Source organism: Paracoccus halophilus, from assembly GCF_000763905.1.
GTDB classification, from domain to species: Bacteria; Pseudomonadota; Alphaproteobacteria; order Rhodobacterales; family Rhodobacteraceae; genus Paracoccus; species Paracoccus halophilus.
Window position 1 is genome coordinate 1 of sequence record NZ_JRKN01000003.1, and the last position, 20,494, is coordinate 20,494.

A 20,494-nucleotide genomic window follows, 5' to 3' on the forward strand; every position below is an offset into this window, starting at 1 on the left:
CGGCGCCAGAACCTTTGATGCCTTGTTCGAAGCCCTTGGTGACATCTGTGACATGTTCCATCCAGACGAATGCTGGAACTTCCTCAAAGCTGCCGGATATGCCTCAGATTAAATGCAAAACGCTTTAGACGGTGAATCCGGCCTGTTGCAGCGCCTCGCCCGCGACGGACATGCTTTCGAACGGCACGACCGGGTCCTGATCGCCATGAAGCAGCAGGATCGGCGGCTTGACCCGCGCGTCGGCCACCCTGTCCGGATCGAGCAGCCGCCCGGAAAACCCCACCACGCCGGCGATTTCGCGCGCGCGTTCCGGCGCGACGGCCAGCGCCATCATCGTGCCCTGGGAAAACCCGACCAGCGCAAGACGCTCTGGCCCGACGCCCTCATCCGCCAGAACCTTGTCGATGAAGGCGTTGATATCATTGAATGACTGCGCCGCGGAACTGCGCGCCTGCTCTTCGGTCGAGCCATCCATCCAGGGGATCGGAAACCACTGATAGCCCATCGGATTGTTGGCGCATGGCTCGGGCGCGTCGGGGGCGTAAAAGACGGTGTCCGGCAGATGCGGCGCCAGCGGATCGGCCAGCCCCAGCAGGTCGGCGCCGTCGGCGCCATAGCCATGCAGAAAGATCACCACCGAGCCGGCTTTTTCCGGGCCCCTGCGTTCGGATTTCAATTCGCGCGTCATCTGATCCCTTCCCGTCCCTTGGCCACCCGGTAATAGGCCCAGAGCCCGCGCGCCGCAACCGAACGCCAGGGCCGCCACGGCGCGGCCAGTTCGACCAGCGCCGCCGGGCCGGGCCGCCCGGTCAGCCCGTAAAGCAGCCGCGCCGCCTCGGCCAGCGCCAGATCGCCCGAGGCAAAGGCATCGGCGCGGCCCAGGGCGAATTTCAGATAGATATCCGCCGTCCAGCGCCCGATCCCGGGCAGCGCGGTCAACCGCCCGATCACCTCGTCGTCGGGCAGATCGCGCAGGCCGGGCCAGTCGATCCCCGCCCCGGCTATGGCGCGCAGATATCCGATCTTGGGCCGCGACAGCCCGGCCTCGCGCATCAGTTCGTCAGCGGCGCCGGCTATATCCGCCTCGCTCTCCAGCCCGGCCTCGGCCATGCGGGCGGCGATGGCGCTGGCGGCATGGGTCGATATCTGCTGCGAGACGACGGCGTCGCGAATGGCCGCGAACCCGTCGGGGCGAAGCCGCAGGGGCAGCGGCATCAGCACCGGCAATTCCCGCGCCCAGACCGGACAGACCGCCATCAGATGCGCGGCCCCCTCTTCCAGGTCGGCAAGGGCGCGGATGCGGCGGCTCAATCCCCCGCCTCGCCGGTCAGCCGCGCATCCTCCTTGAGCCGGGTTTCATAGGCCATCGAGATATGGCGCCGCAGCGCCGCCTCGGCGCGCGCCTCGTCGCGCTCGGCGATCGCATCGACGATCGCCTGATGCTCGTCCAGGGTCACCATATCGCGTCCCGGGACCGCCAGCGTGGTGCGCGCCATCAGCGCCATCGAGCGATGCACGAGGTCAAGCTGCTGCACCAGATAGCGGTTATGCGACGCCAGATGGATCTGGTGGTGAAAGCGGCGATTGGCCCGCGCCAGCGCATGGGCATCGCCCAGACTGGCGCGGTCCTCCTCGACCATGCCGGCAAGGACGCGCATTTCCTCGGGCGTGGCGTGACGGGCGGCCAGCCGGGCGGCCAGCGCCTCGAGCTCGGTGCGCACCGTGTAAAGCTCGGCCAGCTGGTTATGGTCCAGCGTGGCGATGATCAGGCTGCGCCCGTCACGCTTGAGCATGGACTGGGTTTCCAGCCGTTGCAGCGCCTCGCGCACCGGCGTGCGCGAGACACCGAAACGCTCGGCCAGTTCCGATTCGACCAGACGGTCGCCGGCGCGGTAGATTCCGTTGTCTATGGCGGACAGGATCAGCGAATAGGCGTCTTTCATGACCCGCACGATCCGCGCTGGCGACGGCGATTGCAAGCGCCTTGCTGCCGGGTTAGGCAAGGACATGGCTTTTCGACATGTCACCACCTGGGTCTTCGACCTCGACAACACGCTTTACCCGCCCGAGATACGGCTTTTCGCCCAGATCGAGCGGCGCATGACCAGCTATGTCATGCGCGAGCTGCGCGTGACCGAGACCGAGGCAAGCCGGCTGCGCGATCACTACTGGCGCGAGCATGGCACCACGCTGTCCGGGCTGATGGCCGAACATGGCGTCGACCCCGCGCCCTATCTGCGCGAGGTCCATGACATCGACTTTTCCGTGCTGCGCCCGTCCCCCCGGCTCGCCGCCGCGATCAGCGCACTGCCGGGGCGCAAGATCATCCACACCAATGGCGATTCCGAATATGCCGGCCAGGTGCTCGCCCATTGCCATCTGGACGTTTTCGACGAGGTCTATGGCATCGGGGAAACCGGATTTCACCCCAAGCCAGACCCGCGCGCTTATGCCGCAGTCCGTGAAAAGGCCGGCTTCGACCCCGCCAGCGCCGCCATGTTCGAGGACGATCCCAGAAACCTCGCGATCCCGCATTCGCTGGGCATGCGCACGATTCTGGTCGGCCCCGGCCGCCATGGCCCCGACGATCTGGCCAGCGATCACGAACATGGCCCGCATGTCCATTTCCGCACCGGGGACCTGACCGGATTCCTCGGCACGCTTGCCGAATTTTCCGCCGCCGGTAAAATCTGAATCAGACGCAACAGAACCCGAGGCCCCAGATGGAACCCGCAAGCCAGGCAAGTCAGCAAAGCGAATCCCGTCTCGCAACCATTCTGATCATCTTTGTCCTCGCCCTGGTCGTGCTGGGCGTCATCGCCTATGCGCTTTGGGGCCTGCTCGCGATCACCATGATCGGGCTGGTGGCGACGATGGCGGTCTTCGGCGTGCTGATCGCCTATGCCGCCGGGTTCTAGGCCGCGCCCCGCGATGGCGGATTGCGACATCTTCATCTCGGGCGGCGGCATCGCCGGCATGATCGCCGCGGCCGCCTTCGGCAGCGCCGGATATCAGGTGACCTGCGTCGACCCCGCGGCCCCGATATCCGAGGAAACGGCCAGGGGCGCCGATCTGCGCAGCACCGCCTTTCTGCAGCCGTCCATCGCCGCGCTCTCGGCCGCCGGCCTGTGGGAGCGGCTGGCCCCGCATGCCACCGCCCTGCGGGTGATGCGCATCATCGACGCCGGCGGCAAGCTGTCGCAGGCGCGGCTGACGCGCGAATTCGATGCCTCGGAAATCTCGGACCAGCCCTTTGGCTGGAACCTTCCCAACTGGCTGCTGAAGCGCGAAATCCCGGCGCGGCTGGCGCAATTGCCCGGGGTCCGCTTTCTGCCGGGGATCGGCACGGCCACCCTGCTCGCCCGCGATTCCGAGGCGCTTGTCACCCTGACCGATGGCAGCAGGCTGCGCGCCAGGCTGGTGATCGGCGCCGATGGCCGCGCCTCGCCGGTGCGCCGCGCGCTCGGTATCGGCACGCGCACCCTGCGCTATGGCCAGAAGGCGCTGGCCTTCGCCGTCACCCATGAACGCCCGCATGAGAATGTCTCGACCGAGGTCCACCGCTCGGGCGGGCCCTTCACGCTGGTGCCGCTGCCCGACCGCGACGGCCGGCCCTCATCGGCCGTGGTCTGGATGGAGCGCGGAGCGGAAACCGGGCGCCTGCGCGCCCTGCCCCGCGCCGAATTCGAACTCGAGATGAACCGCCGTTCCGCCGGCGTGCTGGGCCATCTGAGCCAGGCCACGCAGCTGACCGAATGGCCGATCATCAGCCAGATCGCCGATCGCTTCACCGGCCCGCGCACCGCCCTGATCGCCGAGGCGGCCCATGTCGTACCACCGATCGGCGCCCAGGGCCTGAACATGAGCCTGGCCGACCTCACCAGCCTGATCGCGCTATCCGCGGGCGATCCCGGCAGCCGCGAATCGCTCGACGCCTATGCCCGCCGCCGCCGCCCCGAGGCGATGGCCCGGTTGCTGGGCATCGACGCGCTGAACCGCGCCAGCATGATCTCGGCACGGCCCTTGCGCGACCTGCGCGCCGCCACGCTCGGCGCGCTCTATGCAGCCGCCCCGATCCGCCGCGTGATGATGCGCGCGGGCCTGGGCGCTGCCTGAGCGTTTCTTCTTCACCCAAATATCCATGCCCACCGCGCAACGGGCGGACACGCACCCCATGGCGCGCCGCCGCGCAATCTGCCAGATAGGCCGACATGGCCAAACCGATCACCGCCTTCACCTGCACCGCCTGCGGCGCCAGCCAGCCCAAATGGGCCGGCCGCTGCGACGCCTGCGGCGCCTGGAACACCATCATCGAAGAGGCGCCGCTCAGCCAGGGACCCGGTCGCGGCCTCGGCGCGCTCAAGGGCAGCGCGGTGCCGCTGACCGATCTCGCGACGCGCGAAGCCCCGCCGCCGCGCGCGCAATCGGGCATCGCCGAGCTTGACCGCGTGCTGGGCGGCGGGCTGGTGCCCGGCTCGGCGATCCTGGTCGGCGGCGATCCCGGGATCGGCAAATCGACGCTGCTTTTACAGGCCGCCGCCGCCTTTGCCCGCGCCGGAAAATCCGCCATCTACATCTCGGGCGAGGAGGCCAGCGCCCAGGTCCGCATGCGCGCGCAGCGGCTGGGTCTGGGCGAGGCGCCGGTGCGGCTGGGCGCCGAGACCGCGCTGCGCGACATCCTGACGACGCTGGACACCGAACGCCCCGATGTCGCGATCATCGATTCGATCCAGACGCTCTGGTCCGACCGGATCGAGGCGGCGCCGGGCTCGGTCGGGCAGGTCCGCGCCAGCGCGCATGAGTTGGTCACCTTCGCCAAGCGCCGCGGCACCGCCGTCATCCTGGTCGGCCATGTCACCAAGGAGGGGCAGATCGCCGGCCCCCGCGTGGTCGAACACATGGTCGATACCGTGCTGTACTTCGAGGGCGAGCGCGGCCACCAGTTCCGCATCCTGCGCGCGCACAAGAACCGCTTCGGCCCGGCCGACGAGATCGGCGTCTTCGAGATGACCGGCGGCGGTCTGGCCGAGGTCGCCAATCCCTCGGCGCTGTTTCTGTCCGAACGCGGCGAGCCCTCGCCCGGCTCGGCGGTATTCGCCGGGATCGAGGGCACCCGCCCGGTCCTGACCGAAATCCAGGCGCTTGTCGCGCCCTCGACGCTGGCAAGTCCCCGCCGAACCGTGGTCGGGCTCGATTCGGGGCGCGTGTCGACGATTCTCGCGGTGCTCGAGGCGCGCTGCGCCATTCCCTTTGCCGGCCTCGACGTTTTTCTCAATGTTGCCGGGGGGATGCGGGTCAACGAGCCGGCGACAGACCTGGCCATCGCCGCCGCGCTGCTCAGCGCGCGCGAGGATGCGCCGCTGCCCGCCGATACTGTCCTTTTTGGCGAGATTAGCCTGTCGGGGGCGCTTCGACCGGTCACCCAGGCCGAAAACAGGTTGAAAGAGGCGCGGAAACTTGGTTTTTCACGGGCAATTCTGCCGTCGGCCACCAAGGTCGAAGGTATTTCCGGGATGCGGATCGGCCGCATCCCTGACCTGACAAGCTTTGTGGGCGAGACGTTCGGTGCCGGATGAACTTGCCATAAAACGCGGAAAAACCCGCGGAGGGGCGTGAACTATGGACGGCTTCACCATCATCGACGGCATCGTTGCGGCCGTCATCATCCTGTCGGCCATCCTGGCCTATGCGCGGGGATTCGTGCGCGAATCGCTGGCCATCCTGGGCTGGATCGGCGCCGCGGTCCTGGCCTTCATCTTCGCGCCCACGGTGCGGCCCATGGTGGCGCAGATACCGGGGCTGAACAAGTTTCTGGCCGATAGCTGCGAACTGGGCACCATCGCCGGTTTCGCCGCCGTCTTCGCGCTGGCGCTGGTGCTGTTTTCCATCCTGACGCCGCTGTTTTCCTCGGTCGTGCAGCGTTCGGCACTGGGCGGCGTCGATCAGGGCATGGGATTTCTGTTCGGCGTGGCGCGCGGCATCCTGCTGGTCGCCATCGCCTTCATCGTCTATGACCGCGTGATGGCCACGCAGCCTTTCGCGGTGGTGGACAATTCCCGCTCGGCCCGCGTCTTCGAGCGGATGAGCGGCCAGATGGACGAGCAGATCCCGCAGGACGCGCCGGGCTGGGTGGTCAGCCGCTACGAGCAAATGGTGCGCAGCTGCAGCCCGGTCGGCACGCCGGTCGATGCCGCCACCGAAACCCCGGCGAACTGAGCCTTGTGACAGATTGACAACAGAAAATGCGCCCCGCCATCCCGGTGGGGCGTGACTTCGCGCGCCTGACACCCTAGATTGGCGACGAGCCTGATGGAAAAGTCCAGCCCCTGCCCCCAAGAGTCGGTGAAGATGCAGCCATTTCTTGCCCATCCCTTCGATTCCGACCGCCTGCATGAGGAATGCGGCGTCTTCGGTGTGATCGGAGTCGCGGATGCCGCCAATTTCGTCGCCCTGGGGCTGCATGCCCTGCAACATCGCGGCCAGGAGGCCGGCGGCATCGTCGCCCACGATCCGGAGCAGGGTTTCAACAGCGCCCACCGCTTCGGCTATGTGCGCGACAATTTCACCAAGCAGGGCGTGATGGAGACGCTGCCCGGCTCGCTGGCGATCGGCCATGTGCGCTATTCGACCGCCGGCACCAAGGCCGCCACCGCGATCCGCGACGTGCAGCCGTTTTTCGGCGAATTCGCCATGGGCGGCTGCGCGGTCGCGCATAACGGCAATATCACCAACGCCATGGCGCTGCGCCGCGAGCTGATCGAGCGCGGCTCGATCTTCCAGTCCAGTTCCGACAGCGAATGCATCATCCATCTGATGGCGCGCTCCATCCAGCGCAATATCCCCGAGCGGATGAAGGACGCGCTGCGCCGGGTCGAGGGCGCGTTCAGCGTGATCGCCATGACCCGCACCAAGCTGATCGGCGTGCGCGACCCCCTGGGCGTGCGGCCGCTGGTTCTGGGCCGCCTGGGCGACGAGGGCTTCGCCCTGGCCTCGGAAACCTGCGCGCTGGACATCATCGGCGCCCGCTTCGAGCGCGAGATCGATCCCGGCGAGATGGTGGTGATTTCCAAGGGCGAGGTGGAAAGCTCGCGCCCCTTCGGGCCGTCCAGGGGGCGTTTCTGCATCTTCGAGCATGTCTATTTCTCGCGCCCCGATTCGATCATCGGCGGCCGCTCGGTCTATGAGACGCGCCGCCAGATCGGCGTCGAACTGGCGCGCGAGGCCCCGGTCGCGGCCGATCTGGTCTGTCCGGTGCCCGACAGCGGCACGCCCGCCGCCATCGGCTACGCGCATGAAAGCGGCATCCCCTTCGGCATGGGGATCATCCGCAACCAGTATATGGGCCGCACCTTCATCGAGCCGACCGAACAGATCCGCAATATGGGCGTCCGGCTGAAACTGAACGTGAACCGCGCGCTGGTCGCCGGCAAGCGTGTGGTGCTGGTCGACGATTCCGTGGTGCGCGGCACCACCTCGCGCAAGATCAAGGACATGATCCTGGATGCCGGCGCCGCCGAAGTGCATTTCCGCATCGCATCCCCGCCCACCGCATGGCCCTGTTTCTATGGCGTCGACACGCCGGATCGCGAAAAGCTGCTGGCCGCGCAGATGACCGAGGCCGAGATGCGCGAATGGATCGGCGTCGACAGCCTGAGCTTCGTGTCGCTGGACGGGCTTTACCGCGCCGCCGGCGAGGCCGGGGGGCGCAACAAGGCCCAGCCGCAATATTGCGACGCCTGTTTTTCGGGCGACTATCCGGTCGCGCCCTTTGACCAGCTGGAACGCGGCTTTCGCATGAAGCCCGAGTCGGAGACCGGGCATGTGGACCACGCGGCCGAGTGACCCTGACCCCGTGACATGACGCAAGCGGGCGCATCCCGGCGCCCGCCCAGCCGCCCGCGAAAACGGATCCGCGTCAGCCGGGAACGCCCTCATCCTCGAAACGGCCGCTGGTCTCGCGATCACGTTCATAATGTCGCGCCAGCGGAAAGGGCGGCAGCCAGCCCTCGCGCCGGATCGTCCAGAGTTCATAGCTCGGCATCAGCTGATCCGGCGCGTCCAGCGCTCCCAGATGCAACTCGATTTCGTCGCCGCTGCGCGAAAACACCGAAGAGCCGCAGCGCGGGCAAAAGAACCGGCCCTGATAATCATGCGGATCGCCCTTGATCGTCACCACATCCTCGGGAAACACGGCCGAGGCGTGAAACAGCGCGCCATGATGTTTTCGGCAATCAAGACAGTGGCACAGACCCACCCGGCTGGGCCGACCCCGCGCCGTGATCCGGATATCGCCACAAAGGCAGCCGCCCGCGAATCGCTTCATGCCAACCTCGTCTGTCTGGATTTGCACAAGACTAGCAGCGCCCCATTGCCACGTCCATGAAAGACAGGCGTCCGCAGCCCCGATGTCAGGTTCGTCCGATGGTCTCGGGCAGGATGATGGTGAAGCGGCTGCCCTCGCCGCGTTCGCTTTCGATGCGCAGGCGACCGCGATGGCGGCTGACGATATGCTTGACGATCGCGAGTCCCAGCCCGGTGCCGCCCTTTTCGCGCGATCGGTGGGTATCGACGCGATAGAAGCGTTCGGTCAGACGCGGCAGGTGCTGCGGCTCGATCCCCTCGCCCCGGTCGGCAACGGTGATCGACCATGCCGGGCCGCGCAGCACCGGCTCATGCGGCAGGCGGCGCAGCATTACGGTGACGATACCGCCGGCGGCGCCGTATTTCACCGCATTCTCGATCAGGTTGCGGATGACCTGAACCAGCTGGTCGGCATCGCCGGGGATCATGACATTGTCGTCAGCGCCCAGCAGTTTCAGCTCGACCCCGGCCGCGGCCGCGGCCGGCGCCAACGTCGCCACCTCGCCGCGCAGGATGGCGGCCAGCTCGATCCGCTGCGCGGGGCGGCGGCGCTCGTCCTGTTCGACCCGGCTCAGCGACAGCAGGTCGGCGACCAGGCGGTTCATGCGCCCGGCCTCGCGCTCCATGATGTCCAGGAACCGGTCGCGGGCGGCGGGATCGTTCCGCGCCGGGCCGCGCAGCGTCTCGATAAAGCCCATGAGCGCGGTCAGGGGCGTGCGCAGCTCATGGCTGACATTGGCCACGAAATCGCGGCGCATCTGCTCGGTCTCTTCGTCGCGGGAACGGTCCTCGATGCTGATGATGGCGCCATGCAGCGGCCGGGCCTCGAGCGGCGTCACGGTGACCTCGCAAAAGACCCGGCGGTCGGCGGCCCCCAGCGTCACGTTCAGCCGGGCGCGCTCGCGCCCTTCCAGAACCCCCTCAAGCGCGGCATTGACCTCGGGATGGCGCAGCACGGTGACAAAGGGGCGCTCGGCCGGGATCGGACCCAGGAGCGCCTCGGCCGTTTCATTGGCGCTGACGATCCGGGCCTTCTGGTCGACCACCAGCATCGCGACCGGCACGCCGCGCAGCACCGCCAGAAGCGTCGGGTCGATCATCCTTGCCCGGCCCGCACCAATCCGTTGCGAAACCGCGCGGCGTTCTGCTGATAGCGGCGCGCGGATTCGATCTGGCGGGCGCGGGCGGCGTCATCCAACTCGCGGATGATCTTGCCCGGCGCGCCCATGACCAGCGCCCCGGGCGGGATTTCCTTGTTCTCGGCGATCAGCGCACCGGCGCCGATCAGGGCGCCGGCGCCGATCTTCGCGCCGTTCAGGATGGTCGCGCCCATGCCGACCAGCGCGCCCTCGCCGATGGTGCAGCCATGCAGCATGGCCCGGTGCCCGATGGTGCAGTTCGCGCCGATGATCAGCGGATATCCGGGATCGGTATGGCAGACGCAGAGATCCTGAATGTTCGAGCCCCGGCCCAGCCGGATTTCCTCGTTATCGCCGCGCAGCACGGCGCCGAACCAGACGCTGGCGCCCGCCTCCAGCACGACCCTGCCCATCACCTGCGCGTTCTCGGCCACCCATGCGTCGGGCGCGACTTGCGGCGCGATGCCGTCCAGTTCCCAGATCATTTGCTGTCCTCCTGCATCAGGGCCCGCACGAAGGGGCCAAGCCCGACCTGACGTTCGCGGCGCATGCGCTCGGCCGTCAGGATCGTGGTCAGCGCCTGCGCGCTGCGCTCGATATCGTCATTGACGATCACGTAATCATATTCCGCCCAATGGCTGATCTCTGCACGGCTTTTTTCCATCCGCCCGGCGATCACCTCGGGCGTGTCCTGCCCGCGCCCGACCAGCCGGCGCTCAAGCTCGGCAAGGCTGGGCGGCAGCACGAAGATCGAGACGGCATTGGCGCCAAGGCTGGAGGCGCGGATCTGCTGGCCGCCCTGCCAGTCCACATCGAAAAGCGTGTCCCGCCCGGCCCGGATCGCCTCTTCGATCGGGCCGCGCGGGGTGCCGTAGAAATTGCCGAACACCTCGGCATGTTCCAGCATCTCGTCCCGCGCCACCATGTCGCGAAATTCCCCGATGCTGCGGAAATAGTAATGCTCGCCCTCGACCTCGCCCGGCCGGGGCCTGCGCGTGGTCGCCGAGACCGAAAAGCGCAGCGAGGGATCCCAGGCCATCAGGCGCCGCGCCAGCGTCGATTTTCCGGCCCCCGAAGGGGATGACAGGATCACCAGAAGGCCGCTGCGCTCGTTCGTCATCGCCACCATTTTTCCCTGCATATTGCGTCGCCTGAATGGCCCTGCCGGTTGCCGGGGTCAAGTCCTGCCGAAAAGGATAGTTGGTTAACCATTGGTTAAGAAATCACTCGGCATGAAGGAACGGGCGGGCTAGTTTGCAAGCCGTAGTTGGTAGATTTGTCATTCGGGGTCAAAAAGGTCATGACCAGAGATCAGAACGAGGACCAGAACGGCACCGCCGTTCCCGAACAGGCAGGCGCGCCGCGCGACCGGGCGCGGGTGTTCCGTCTTGCCGATTTCGGTCCCGCCCATCCCGACCGGATCATGGCCGAGCTGCGCGCCTATTGGGAAGGGCTGCGCCAGGGCCGCGCCATTCCCGCGCGCGCGGATGTCGAGCCGAAAGGCATCCGCCGGGCCCTGGACTATGCCTTCATCCTTGAGCGTATCGCGCCGGGGGCGGCGCGGTTCCGGCTTGCCGGGCGCCATCTGATCGACCTGATGGGGATGGAGGTGCGCGGCATGCCGCTGTGTTCGTTCCTGAATACCAGTTCGCGCGGGCGGCTGTCGGATGTGCTGGAATGCGTCTTTCGCGGCCCGCAGATCGCCCGGCTCGACTTGGATGCCGGCGCCTCATACGGCCGGCCGGCGCTGCGGGCGTCGATGCTGCTGCTGCCGCTGCGCTCGGACCTTGGCGATGTGACCCGCGCCCTGGGCTGCCTGATCGCCGAGGGCGAGCCGGGTCAGGCCCCGCGCCGCTTCGACCTGCTGGGGGATCTGCATTTTCCCGTGATCCCCGGCGCCAGGCTTTTGGAACCCAGTGCCTCGGCCGCGGGCTTTTCCGAACCGCCGGCGCCATGGAAGCCGCGAAACCTGCCGGACAGCGCCGAGCCGAGCCCCGAAGAGCGCCGCGCGCGCTTTCGCATCGTCAGCCTGAACGAGCGCAAACCGGACGGCCTTCCCCGCTTCTAGCCCATGAAAACCGAAGACGGGCGGCAGGGTCCTGCCCCGCCGCCCTGATCCGGGTTCGCCGCGCTCCGGCTCAGCCCGCCTTGGCCTGCGCGCCGCCATTGACCCGGCGATTGCGCAGTTCCTCGGCCACCAGAAAGGCCAGTTCCAGCGACTGGCTGGCATTCAGCCGCGGATCGCAAGCGGTGTGATAGCGGTCGGACAGATCCTCATCGGTGACCGCGCGCACGCCGCCGGTGCATTCGGTCACATCCTTGCCGGTCATCTCGAAATGCACGCCGCCGGGAATGGTGCCCTCGGCGCGGTGAATGGCAAAGAACTCGCGGACTTCGCGCAGCACGCTGTCGAAGGGGCGCGTCTTGTAGCCCGAGGCCGATTTGATCGTGTTGCCATGCATCGGATCGCAGGACCACACGACATTCGCGCCCTCGTCGCGAACCGCCTTGATCAGGCGCGGCAGATGATCGCCTACCGAGCCAGCGCCGAAACGCGCGATCAGGGCCAGGCGGCCCGGCTCGTTCTCGGGGTTCAGCTTGGCCATCAGCGCCTTGAGATCGCTGTCGGAAATCGAGGGACCACATTTCAGCCCGATCGGGTTCTGCACGCCGCGCGCGAATTCGACATGGGCGCCATCGACCTGGCGGGTGCGGTCGCCGATCCAGATCATGTGTCCCGAGCCGGCAACGGGCAGGCCGGTGGTGGAATCGATCCGGGCCAGCGCCTCTTCGTATTCCAGCAGCAGCGCCTCGTGGCTGGTGTAGAAATCCACCTTGCCCAGATCATGCGCCGTCTCGGCGGTGACGCCGGCGGCCTGCATGAAGGCCATGGCATCGCTGATCCGATCCGCGATATCGCGGTAGCGCGCCGCCTCCTCGCCGCCGGTGAAATCGCTGATCCAGCTTTGCACGCGATGGATATCGGCATAGCCGCCGGTCGAAAACGCGCGCAACAGGTTCAGCGACGCCGCCGCCTGGGTATAGGCCAGGAGCATGCGCTGCGGGTCGGGAATGCGCGCCTCGGCCGTGAAGTCGAAGCCGTTGATGATGTCGCCGCGATAGCTGGGCAGTTCCAGATCGCCCATCTTCTCAGTCGGGGCCGAGCGCGGCTTGGCGAATTGCCCGGCCATGCGGCCGACCTTGACCACCGGCAATTGCGCGCCCCAGGTCAGGACGACGGCCATCTGCAGCATGACCTTGAAAGTGTCGCGGATATTGTCGGCCGAGAATTCGGCAAAGCTTTCTGCGCAATCGCCGCCCTGCAACAGGAAGGCGCGGCCCGCCGCGACATCCCCCAGCGAGGCCCGCAGGCGGCGCGCCTCGCCGGCGAAAACCAGCGGCGGAAACCTGTTCAGCTGCGTCTCGACCGCGCCAAGCGCGGCGGCATCGGGATAGTCGGGCATCTGAACGCGCGGATAGGCGCGCCAGCCACGCTTGTCCCATGCCTGTGCCGGGGTCGCGGAACTGGGATTCGTCTGTGCCATGATCCTATCCTTCATATTGGCGGTCATAGCCATATAAGGTCTTAGACCGGGAAGGAAAAGCCTTGCGCGCGCCATGATTGCCTGCTGATCTGCCGCGACAGAAAGACGCGCGACCGACATGCCAGATATCAAGCCAGCAATCCCTTACGACCCCGATCCTCCTTCCCGTGCCGCGGCCGAGCGCCCCCGGCGCTATCTTTTCGTGCTGCTGGACCGCTTTACGATGCTTTCCTTTGCCGCCGCGATGGAGCCGTTGCGGCTGGCCAACCGGCTCAGCGGGCGCAGGCTCTACGAATGGCAGGTCATCGGCGAGCAGGGCGAAGATGCGGCCTGCTCGAACGGTGCCCGTGTGCGGCTGGACGGTCCGCTGGCCGATACCCGGCGTGACGACACGATTCTGGTCTGCGGCGGCGTCGACGTGACCCGGGCGGCGACGCGTCCGGTTCTGGCATGGCTGCGGCGCGAGGAACGGCGCGGCACCCGCATCGGCGCGCTGTGCACCGGCGCCTGGGTGCTGGCCGAGGCGGGGCTGCTGGACGGCCGCCGGGCCACGATCCACTGGGAAAACCAGGACGGCTTCGCCGAGCGTTTTCCCGACGTGACCCTGATCCGCACGGTCTTTATCGAGGACGGCAACCGCCTGACCGCCGCCGGCGGCACCGCCGCCATCGACATGATGCTGCGCCAGATCGCCCGCGATCACGGCACCGAACTGGCCAATCGCATCGCCGATCAGATGATCCACACCTCGATCCGCTCCGAAGAGGATCATCAGCGCCTGTCGATCCCGACCCGCATCGGCGCGCGTCACCCGCGACTGGCGCAGGTGGTCGCCCGGATGGAGGCCAATATCGAAGAGCCGGTCAGCCCCGCCCGCCTCGCCTCCGAGGCGGGCATGTCGCCGCGCCAGCTGGAGCGGCTGTTCGCCCGCTATCTGGGCCGCTCGCCCAAGCGCTATTACATGGAGATCCGGCTGGAGCGCGCCCGCAACCTGCTGATGCAGACGGAAATGAGCGTGATGGAGATCGCGCTGGCCTGCGGTTTCGCCAGCGCCGCGCATTTCTCGAAATGCTATCGCGCGACCTATGGCAGCACGCCCTATCGCCAGCGCGGCACCGAAGCCGAGCCGGGCAGCTAGCCGGACCCGCGATCATGCGCGAAATGCGCATGTCGCCGCGTCAGCTTGCGGTTTTCGGCGCCATCCCCATCCCCAAGATACTTTTCTTTTTCGAGCGCCGCTTATAGCCTTGCCGGCAGGACAAAGATCCACTCAGGGAGTATATCAATGAAAAAGCTTCTTCTGGCCAGCGCCGCAGGCGCCCTGATCGCTGGCGCCGCGGGCGCCGAAGAGATCAAGATGGGCATCTCGCTGGGCCTGACCGGGCCGCTGGAATCCATAGCGCCGCCGATCCAGAAAGGCGCCGAGCTGGCGATGAAAGAGGTTTCGGACAGCGGCAAGCTGCTGGACGGCTCGACCATCACGCCGATTGCCGTGGACAATACCTGCATCGACGCCGCCGCCTCGGTCGCGGCGGTCGAGCGTCTGGTCACCAGCGAGGGCGTCAAGGGCATCATGGGCGGCATGTGCTCGGGCGAAACCATCGCCTCGCTGGAAAAGGTGGGCGTGCCGAACGGGGTGGTGATGATCTCGCCCTCGGCCACCTCGCCGGCGCTGTCGACGCTTGACGACAAGGGCTTCTTCTTCCGCACCTCGCCCTCGGATGCGCGTCAGGGCCAGGTCATGGCCGATATCGTGCTTGAGCGCGGCATCAACAGCGTCGCCGTGACCTATACCAACAACGATTACGGCAAGGGCCTGGCCGACAGCTTTGCCGCATCCTACAAGGAAAAGGGCGGCTCCGTGACGGTGGTATCGGCCCATGACGACGGCAAGGGCGACTATTCGGCCGAGGTCGCGGCGCTGGCTGCCGCCGGCGGCGACGCGCTGATCGTGGTGGGCTATGCCGACCAGGGCGGTGCGGGCATCATCCAGGGATCGCTGGATACCGGCGCCTTCGACACGTTCGTGCTGCCCGACGGCATGGTGAACCAGGCCCTGGTCGAGCGTTTCGGCACGCAGCTGGAAACCTCGTTCGGCCAGAACCCCTCTGCCGAGGGCGAAGGGCATGACAAATACGCCGAAATGGCGACGGCCGCGGGTTTCGACGGCACCTCGGCATTCTCGGGCGAGGCTTATGACGCCGCCGCCATGATGCTGCTGGCCATGCAGGCCGCCGGCACCTCGGATCCCAAACTCTACAAGGACAAGGTGATGGAGGTGACCAACGCCCCGGGCGAAAAGATCCTGCCGGGCGAACTGGCCAAGGGTCTGGAACTGCTGGCGGCGGGCGAGGATATCGACTATGTCGGCGCCACTTCGGTCGAGCTGGTCGAGCCGGGCGAAAGCTCGGGCGTCTATCGCGAGGTGGACTTCAAGGGCGGCAAGCTGAACGTGGTCGGCTTCCGCTAAGCCGCCGAAGATCATCGAAGGGGTCCGGTCATCCGGGCCCTTTCTTAAATATAAAACATCCCGTTAAGGGAAATTCTTCATGTTGCGCATGAAGGTGGGGAGTATAGATGATCCAGGTCCAGGACCTGCACCGACATTTCGGAGGTTTCCGCGCCGTCGACGGCACCAGCCTGACGATCGAGACCGGCTCGATCACCGGGCTCATAGGCCCGAACGGGGCAGGAAAATCCACCCTTTTCAATGTGATCGCCGGCGTTCTGAAGCCAACCTCCGGGCGCGTCACCATGGCGGGCGAGGATATCACCGGCCTTGCGCCGCATGAGCTGTTCCACAAGGGGCTGCTGCGCACCTTTCAGCTTGCGCATGAGTTTTCCTCGATGACCGTCCGCGAGAACCTGATGATGGTGCCCGGCGCGCAGACCGGCGAGACCCTGATCAACACCTGGCTGCGCCGCAGCCGGATCCGCGAGGAAGAGCGCGCCTTGCGCAGGAAAGCCGACGAAGTGCTTGAGTTCCTGACCATTTCCCATGTCGCCGACGAAAAGGCGGGGAACCTGTCGGGCGGCCAGAAAAAGCTTCTGGAACTGGGCCGTACGATGATGGTCGATGCCCGGATCGTCTTTCTGGACGAGGTCGGCGCCGGCGTGAACCGCACGCTTCTGGGCACGATCGGCGACGCCATCGTGCGGCTGAACAAGGAGCGCGGCTATACCTTCTGCGTGATCGAGCATGACATGGATTTCATCGGCCGCCTCTGCGATCCGGTCATCGTCATGGCCGAGGGCAAGGTGCTGGCCCAGGGCTCGGCCGACAGCATCATGCAGAACGACGCCGTGATCGAGGCCTATCTGGGCACCGGGCTCAAGAACAAGATCGCCGCCGAAGTGGCCGAGGAAACCGCATTCGGCGAATCCCACGGCGCGCAGCCGGGCCTGGGCGCCGAGGCCGGCCATGGCGGCGACGGCAAGCCCGAGGGGGATCTGTGATGAGCCAGCCCTATCTCTCGGCCACCGGCATGCGCGGCGGCTATGGCAAGGCCGATATCCTGAACGGCTGCGACCTGACGGTCGAAAAGGGCCAGATCGCGGTCATCGTCGGCCCGAATGGCGCCGGCAAATCCACCGCCATGAAGGCCGTCTTCGGCATGCTGAACCTGCGTGAGGGCGCGGTGCTGCTGGACGGCGCGGATATCACCGCGCTGACCCCGCAGGAGCGCGTGCGCAAGGGGATGGGCTTCGTGCCCCAGACCCACAACATCTTTCCGACCATGACGGTCGAGGAAAATCTGGAAATGGGCGCCTTCATCCGCCAGGACGATTTCCGCGCCACGATGGAGCAGGTCTATCAGCTGTTCCCCGCCGTCGCCGAAAAGCGCCGCCAGAACGCGGGCGAGCTGTCCGGCGGCCAGCGCCAGCAGGTCGCCGTCGGCCGCGCGCTGATGACCCGGCCAAGCCTGTTGATGCTGGACGAGCCGACCGCCGGCGTCAGCCCGATCGTCATGGACGAGCTGTTCGACCGCATCATCGAGGTCGCACGTACCGGGATTTCCATCCTGATGGTCGAACAGAACGCCCGCCAGGCGCTGGAGATCGCCGATATCGGCTATGTCCTGGTGCAGGGCGCCAATGCTTACACCGACACCGGCCCGGCGCTCCTTGCCGATCCCGAGGTCCGCCGCACCTTTCTTGGGGGCTGACATGGAAATTCTGAACGCCCTCGTCACGCTGATGAACTTCGTGGTCCTTCCGGCCGCCTCCTATGGCGCGCAGCTGGCGCTCGGCGCGCTTGGCGTGACGCTGATCTATGGCATCCTGCGCTTTTCCAACTTTGCCCATGGCGACACCATGGCGCTTGGCACGGCGCTGGTCATTCTGGTGACCTGGGGAATGCAGGCCCTGGGCATCGGTCTGGGGCCGCTGCCGACGGCGCTGCTGGCCCTGCCCTTCGGCATCGCGCTGACCGCGGCTTTCGTTCTGGGCACGGATCGCGTCGTCTATCGCTTTTACCGCAGGAAACGATCCGAGCCGATCATCCTGGTCATGGCCTCGGTCGGGGTCATGTTCATCACCAACGGCCTGACGCGTCTGATCATCGGCGTCGACGAGATCCGCTTTGACGACGGCGCGCGCTTCCTGTTCACGGTCCGCGATTTCCGCGAATGGAGCGGGCTGGCCGAGGGCATGTCGCTGCGCGTCAGCCAGCTTCTGACGCTGCTGGTCACGGCGCTGTGCTGCTGGGCGCTGTTTCGTTTCCTTGGCCGCTCGCGCGCGGGCAAGGCGATGCGCGCCTATTCCGACAACGAGGATCTGGCGCTGCTGTCCGGCATCGACCCCGAGCGCGTCGTGCGCCTGACCTGGATCATCGCAAGCGCGCTGGTGGTCATCGCGGGCACGCTTTACGGACTGGACAAGAGCTTCAAGGCCTTCAACTATTTCCAGATCCTGCTGCCGATATTCGCCGCCGCCATCGTCGGCGGGCTGGGCAATCCGCTGGGCGCGGTGGCGGGCGGTTTCATCGTCGCCTTTTCCGAGGTCGCGGTGACCTATCCCTGGAAGAAGGTCGCGGAATATCTGGGCTTCCAGCCGCAGGAGCTGCTGCAGCTTCTGTCCACCGAATATAAATTCGCGGTCAGCTTCACGATCCTGATCGTGGTGCTGCTGTTCCGGCCGACCGGCCTGTTCCGCGGCAAATCCGTATAAGGGGGGTTCAGATGTCGAATACTCGCCAAGCCGATACCGCCAGCCCCTGGCGCGCGCCGCTTTTGTTTCTGATCCTTGCCGCCCTGTTCTTTGCCGAAGGCACATTCCGCAACGCGCTGTTTTCCGGCAGCTGGAACACCGCGCTTGCCATCCTGAACATGGGGCTGATCTCGGCCGTCATGGCATTGGGTGTGAACATGCAATGGGGTTATGCGGGGCTGTTCAACGCGGGCGTCGTGGGCTTTCTGGCGCTTGGCGGCCTGGCGCCGGTGCTGGTCTCGACCGCGCCGGTCGAGGGGGCCTGGCAAGCGGGCGGGCCAAGGGTGATCCTGGCGCTGCTGGTCGGGCTGGGCACGCTGGTGCTGGCGGCACTGGTCTGGAAGCGCCTGCGCGGCGCCATGCGCGTGCCGGCGCTGCTGGCGGTTCTGGTGCTGGGATTCATCCTGTACCGGTTCCTGTTCGACCCGGCCGTGATCGCGATCGAGGCGAACAATTCCGCCTCCGCCGGCAATATCGGCGGGCTGGGCTGGCCGATCCTGCTGTCCTGGCCGGTCGGGGCGCTGTTTGCCGCCGCTGCCGCCTGGGGCGTCGGCAAGGTCGCGTTGGGGCTGCGCTCGGACTATCTGGCGATCGCCACGCTGGGCATCGGCGAGATCATCGTCGCCGTGATGCGCAACGAGGAATGGCTGTCGCGCGGGGTCAAGAATGTCTCGGGGCTTCCGCGCCCGGTGCCCTATGAGCTGGAACTGCAGAACAGCGCCGATTTCGTGGCCCGCGCCGCCAACTGGGGGATGGATCCGGCCACCGCCTCGGGGATCTGGGTCAAGCTGCTTTATGCCGGGCTGTTCACCGCCGTCCTGCTGCTGCTGATCCTGCTGGCGGAACTGGCGCTGAAATCGCCCTGGGGCCGGATGATGCGCGCGATCCGCGACAACGAGACCGCCGCCGCGGCCATGGGCAAGGACGTGACCCGCCGCCATCTGCAGATCTTTGTCATCGGCAGCGCGGTGATCGGGCTGGCCGGGGCGATGATGATCACCCTGGACGGGCTGCTGTCGCCCAACAGTTTCAATCCCCTGCGCTATACGTTCCTGATCTGGGTGATGGTGATCGTCGGCGGATCGGGCAATAACTGGGGCGCGGTTCTGGGCGCGATCCTGATCTGGTTTCTGTGGATCAAGGCCGAGGTCTGGGGGCCGGAACTGATGCGGCTGATCACCGCGCCGATGCCTGATGGCAGCCTGCGCAACCATCTTCTGGGCAGCGCGCCGCATATGCGGTTCATCGCCCTGGGACTGGTCTTGCTGCTGGTTCTGCGCTTTGCGCCGCGTGGGCTGGTGCCGGAAAAATAGCGCGCCCGGTGCCTTTTGTGGGGCTCTGCCCCACACCCCGGGATATTTTTCTGAAGAAGAAGCAGGCGGGGGCGACGCTGTCTTCCAGCGCCTGAAGGCTGAATTTTGATTTCAGTTTTCGCGCTTGGAAAGATCGCCGACGGTCATGGCTGAATCAGGCCTTTCCGGTAATCATCGGCCGGACAAATTGCCGGTGGAGGCAAAAGCGGCCGCAGCTGGAATGCGCGGCCGCTTTCACCACAACGACAGGTGGTCTCAGAACTTGCCCAGCGATATCGAGGGCTGAATACCCTGATTGGCGCTGTCAGCCATGGTCAGGACACCATTCGCGCCGATGGTTGCCAGTTTTCGACCCATGAAATGGATCGTCTGTTCGGAAAACAGATCCTCCACGATATCGCGCCTGAAAGGCTCGCTCGCGAAAATGAAGCCGTCATCGGTCTTGATGGTCTCGCGCGTCTCGGCGGGCGTGGCCATCTGGGCCCGTATGGACTGCGCCCATTTCGCGGCATAGAAATAGGCGGCCAAGGCGTCTTCCTCGGCCGTGGCGGCCGTATCGGCGGCGTCACCGGCATCTCCGGCATTTCCGGCCGCACCGCCGCCAGGTTGCGAAAGGTCGAATTTCACACCGCCGCTATCGGGCGCCTCGACCTCGGCGACAGAGTTGTCGGCATTGTTTTCCGCACCCGTCTGCCCCGTGGCACCGGGTTCGTTCACGGGCCGCCCCGAGCCCACCAGACCGCCCAGCAGGCCATTGAGCAGAGGACCCAACAGTGAACCATTTCCGAACATTTGCAGTCTCCTTCCTGTTCAAGCCGATCCTAGCCGGGCGCGTCGGGAAATCCAGAAATCAACAGTTAGGATTTTATTTACCCCGATCCCGGCCGCTACCCCGCCCGCGCGGCGCGGGCACCTTGCGGCAGGCCGG

The 20,494-nt window shown here is 66.5% G+C and carries 22 protein-coding genes; 13 read left to right on the forward strand and 9 right to left on the reverse strand.

Annotation, left to right across the window (positions count from 1 at the left end; all coding sequences use genetic code 11):
- Window positions 1–124: 124 nt before the first annotated feature.
- Genes IT41_RS02525 through IT41_RS02535 form a run of 3 tightly spaced genes read right to left on the reverse strand, consistent with a single transcriptional unit; the run spans window position 125 to window position 1,943 of the window.
- Window positions 125–688, reverse strand: coding sequence for an alpha/beta hydrolase (locus IT41_RS02525; RefSeq protein ID WP_036738806.1), 564 nt, complete (start codon window positions 686–688; stop codon window positions 125–127).
- Window positions 685–1,257, reverse strand: a complete 573-nt coding sequence (locus tag IT41_RS02530) for a DNA-3-methyladenine glycosylase family protein (protein WP_052081255.1) — start codon at window positions 1,255–1,257, stop codon at window positions 685–687. The genes IT41_RS02525 and IT41_RS02530 overlap by 4 nt, the downstream gene beginning before the upstream one ends.
- Window positions 1,258–1,307: 50 nt before the next feature.
- Complete coding sequence (locus IT41_RS02535; protein ID WP_036738619.1) at window positions 1,308–1,943, reverse strand: GntR family transcriptional regulator; 636 nt, start codon at window positions 1,941–1,943, stop codon at window positions 1,308–1,310.
- A gap of 64 nt (window positions 1,944–2,007) precedes the next feature.
- Between IT41_RS02535 and IT41_RS02540 the strand changes: the two genes are divergently transcribed.
- The 6 genes from IT41_RS02540 to purF all read left to right on the forward strand — a co-directional run bounded on the left by IT41_RS02540 (window position 2,008) and on the right by purF (window position 7,842).
- Complete coding sequence (locus IT41_RS02540) at window positions 2,008–2,694, forward strand: pyrimidine 5'-nucleotidase (RefSeq protein WP_036738807.1); 687 nt, start codon at window positions 2,008–2,010, stop codon at window positions 2,692–2,694.
- 29 nt (window positions 2,695–2,723) lie between these two features.
- The gene (locus tag IT41_RS02545; protein ID WP_036738621.1) at window positions 2,724–2,918 is read left to right on the forward strand and encodes a hypothetical protein; all 195 of its coding nucleotides are present in this window, start codon (window positions 2,724–2,726) and stop codon (window positions 2,916–2,918) included.
- Between the two features lie 13 nt (window positions 2,919–2,931).
- A complete protein-coding gene (locus tag IT41_RS02550; RefSeq protein WP_036738622.1) occupies window positions 2,932–4,116 on the forward strand; it encodes a UbiH/UbiF family hydroxylase in 1,185 nt (394 codons plus the stop codon).
- Between the two features lie 95 nt (window positions 4,117–4,211).
- On the forward strand, window positions 4,212–5,576 hold the full coding sequence (radA, locus tag IT41_RS02555) for a DNA repair protein RadA (protein ID WP_036738624.1): 1,365 nt from the start codon (window positions 4,212–4,214) through the stop codon (window positions 5,574–5,576).
- 43 nt (window positions 5,577–5,619) lie between these two features.
- Window positions 5,620–6,216, forward strand: coding sequence for a CvpA family protein (locus IT41_RS02560; protein ID WP_036738626.1), 597 nt, complete (start codon window positions 5,620–5,622; stop codon window positions 6,214–6,216).
- A gap of 132 nt (window positions 6,217–6,348) precedes the next feature.
- Window positions 6,349–7,842, forward strand: a complete 1,494-nt coding sequence (gene purF / locus IT41_RS02565) for an amidophosphoribosyltransferase (protein WP_036738808.1) — start codon at window positions 6,349–6,351, stop codon at window positions 7,840–7,842.
- Between the two features lie 73 nt (window positions 7,843–7,915).
- Here the strand turns inward: purF and IT41_RS02570 are convergent, their stop codons facing one another.
- The 4 genes from IT41_RS02570 to gmk all read right to left on the reverse strand — a co-directional run bounded on the left by IT41_RS02570 (window position 7,916) and on the right by gmk (window position 10,620).
- The gene (locus tag IT41_RS02570; protein WP_036738627.1) at window positions 7,916–8,323 is read right to left on the reverse strand and encodes a GFA family protein; all 408 of its coding nucleotides are present in this window, start codon (window positions 8,321–8,323) and stop codon (window positions 7,916–7,918) included.
- An 85-nt stretch (window positions 8,324–8,408) separates the two neighbouring features.
- The gene (locus IT41_RS02575; protein WP_036738628.1) at window positions 8,409–9,461 is read right to left on the reverse strand and encodes an ATP-binding protein; all 1,053 of its coding nucleotides are present in this window, start codon (window positions 9,459–9,461) and stop codon (window positions 8,409–8,411) included.
- The gene (locus IT41_RS02580; RefSeq protein ID WP_036738629.1) at window positions 9,458–9,985 is read right to left on the reverse strand and encodes a gamma carbonic anhydrase family protein; all 528 of its coding nucleotides are present in this window, start codon (window positions 9,983–9,985) and stop codon (window positions 9,458–9,460) included. Before IT41_RS02580 ends, IT41_RS02575 begins: the two co-directional genes overlap by 4 nt.
- Window positions 9,982–10,620 (reverse strand): guanylate kinase, encoded by a 639-nt coding sequence (gene gmk / locus IT41_RS02585; RefSeq protein ID WP_036738809.1) that lies wholly within the window; start codon window positions 10,618–10,620, stop codon window positions 9,982–9,984. Before gmk ends, IT41_RS02580 begins: the two co-directional genes overlap by 4 nt.
- A 180-nt stretch (window positions 10,621–10,800) precedes the next feature.
- Between gmk and IT41_RS02590 the strand changes: the two genes are divergently transcribed.
- A complete protein-coding gene (locus tag IT41_RS02590) occupies window positions 10,801–11,568 on the forward strand; it encodes a PAS domain-containing protein (protein WP_036738810.1) in 768 nt (255 codons plus the stop codon).
- 70 nt (window positions 11,569–11,638) lie between these two features.
- Here the strand turns inward: IT41_RS02590 and IT41_RS02595 are convergent, their stop codons facing one another.
- The gene (locus IT41_RS02595; RefSeq protein WP_036738811.1) at window positions 11,639–13,045 is read right to left on the reverse strand and encodes a class II 3-deoxy-7-phosphoheptulonate synthase; all 1,407 of its coding nucleotides are present in this window, start codon (window positions 13,043–13,045) and stop codon (window positions 11,639–11,641) included.
- Window positions 13,046–13,163: 118 nt separating this feature from the next.
- Here IT41_RS02595 and IT41_RS02600 point away from each other — a divergent pair, with 118 nt between their 5' ends.
- The 6 genes from IT41_RS02600 to IT41_RS02625 all read left to right on the forward strand — a co-directional run bounded on the left by IT41_RS02600 (window position 13,164) and on the right by IT41_RS02625 (window position 19,566).
- A complete protein-coding gene (locus IT41_RS02600; protein ID WP_036738630.1) occupies window positions 13,164–14,183 on the forward strand; it encodes a GlxA family transcriptional regulator in 1,020 nt (339 codons plus the stop codon).
- 147 nt (window positions 14,184–14,330) lie between these two features.
- A complete protein-coding gene (locus IT41_RS02605) occupies window positions 14,331–15,515 on the forward strand; it encodes an ABC transporter substrate-binding protein (RefSeq protein ID WP_036738631.1) in 1,185 nt (394 codons plus the stop codon).
- A 107-nt stretch (window positions 15,516–15,622) separates the two neighbouring features.
- Window positions 15,623–16,501: an ABC transporter ATP-binding protein gene (locus IT41_RS02610; RefSeq protein WP_036738632.1), complete on the forward strand. Its 879-nt coding sequence runs from the start codon at window positions 15,623–15,625 to the stop codon at window positions 16,499–16,501.
- The gene (locus IT41_RS02615; protein WP_036738633.1) at window positions 16,501–17,211 is read left to right on the forward strand and encodes an ABC transporter ATP-binding protein; all 711 of its coding nucleotides are present in this window, start codon (window positions 16,501–16,503) and stop codon (window positions 17,209–17,211) included. Before IT41_RS02610 ends, IT41_RS02615 begins: the two co-directional genes overlap by 1 nt.
- 1 nt (window position 17,212) lies before the next feature.
- Entirely contained in the window at window positions 17,213–18,214 is a 1,002-nt protein-coding gene (locus IT41_RS02620; protein ID WP_036738634.1) for a branched-chain amino acid ABC transporter permease, read from the forward strand.
- A gap of 11 nt (window positions 18,215–18,225) precedes the next feature.
- Window positions 18,226–19,566, forward strand: a complete 1,341-nt coding sequence (locus IT41_RS02625) for a branched-chain amino acid ABC transporter permease (RefSeq protein WP_036738635.1) — start codon at window positions 18,226–18,228, stop codon at window positions 19,564–19,566.
- 255 nt (window positions 19,567–19,821) lie between these two features.
- Here IT41_RS02625 and IT41_RS02630 read toward each other — a convergent pair whose 3' ends face one another.
- Window positions 19,822–20,358, reverse strand: coding sequence for a hypothetical protein (locus IT41_RS02630; protein WP_036738636.1), 537 nt, complete (start codon window positions 20,356–20,358; stop codon window positions 19,822–19,824).
- Window positions 20,359–20,494: the final 136 nt, after the last annotated feature.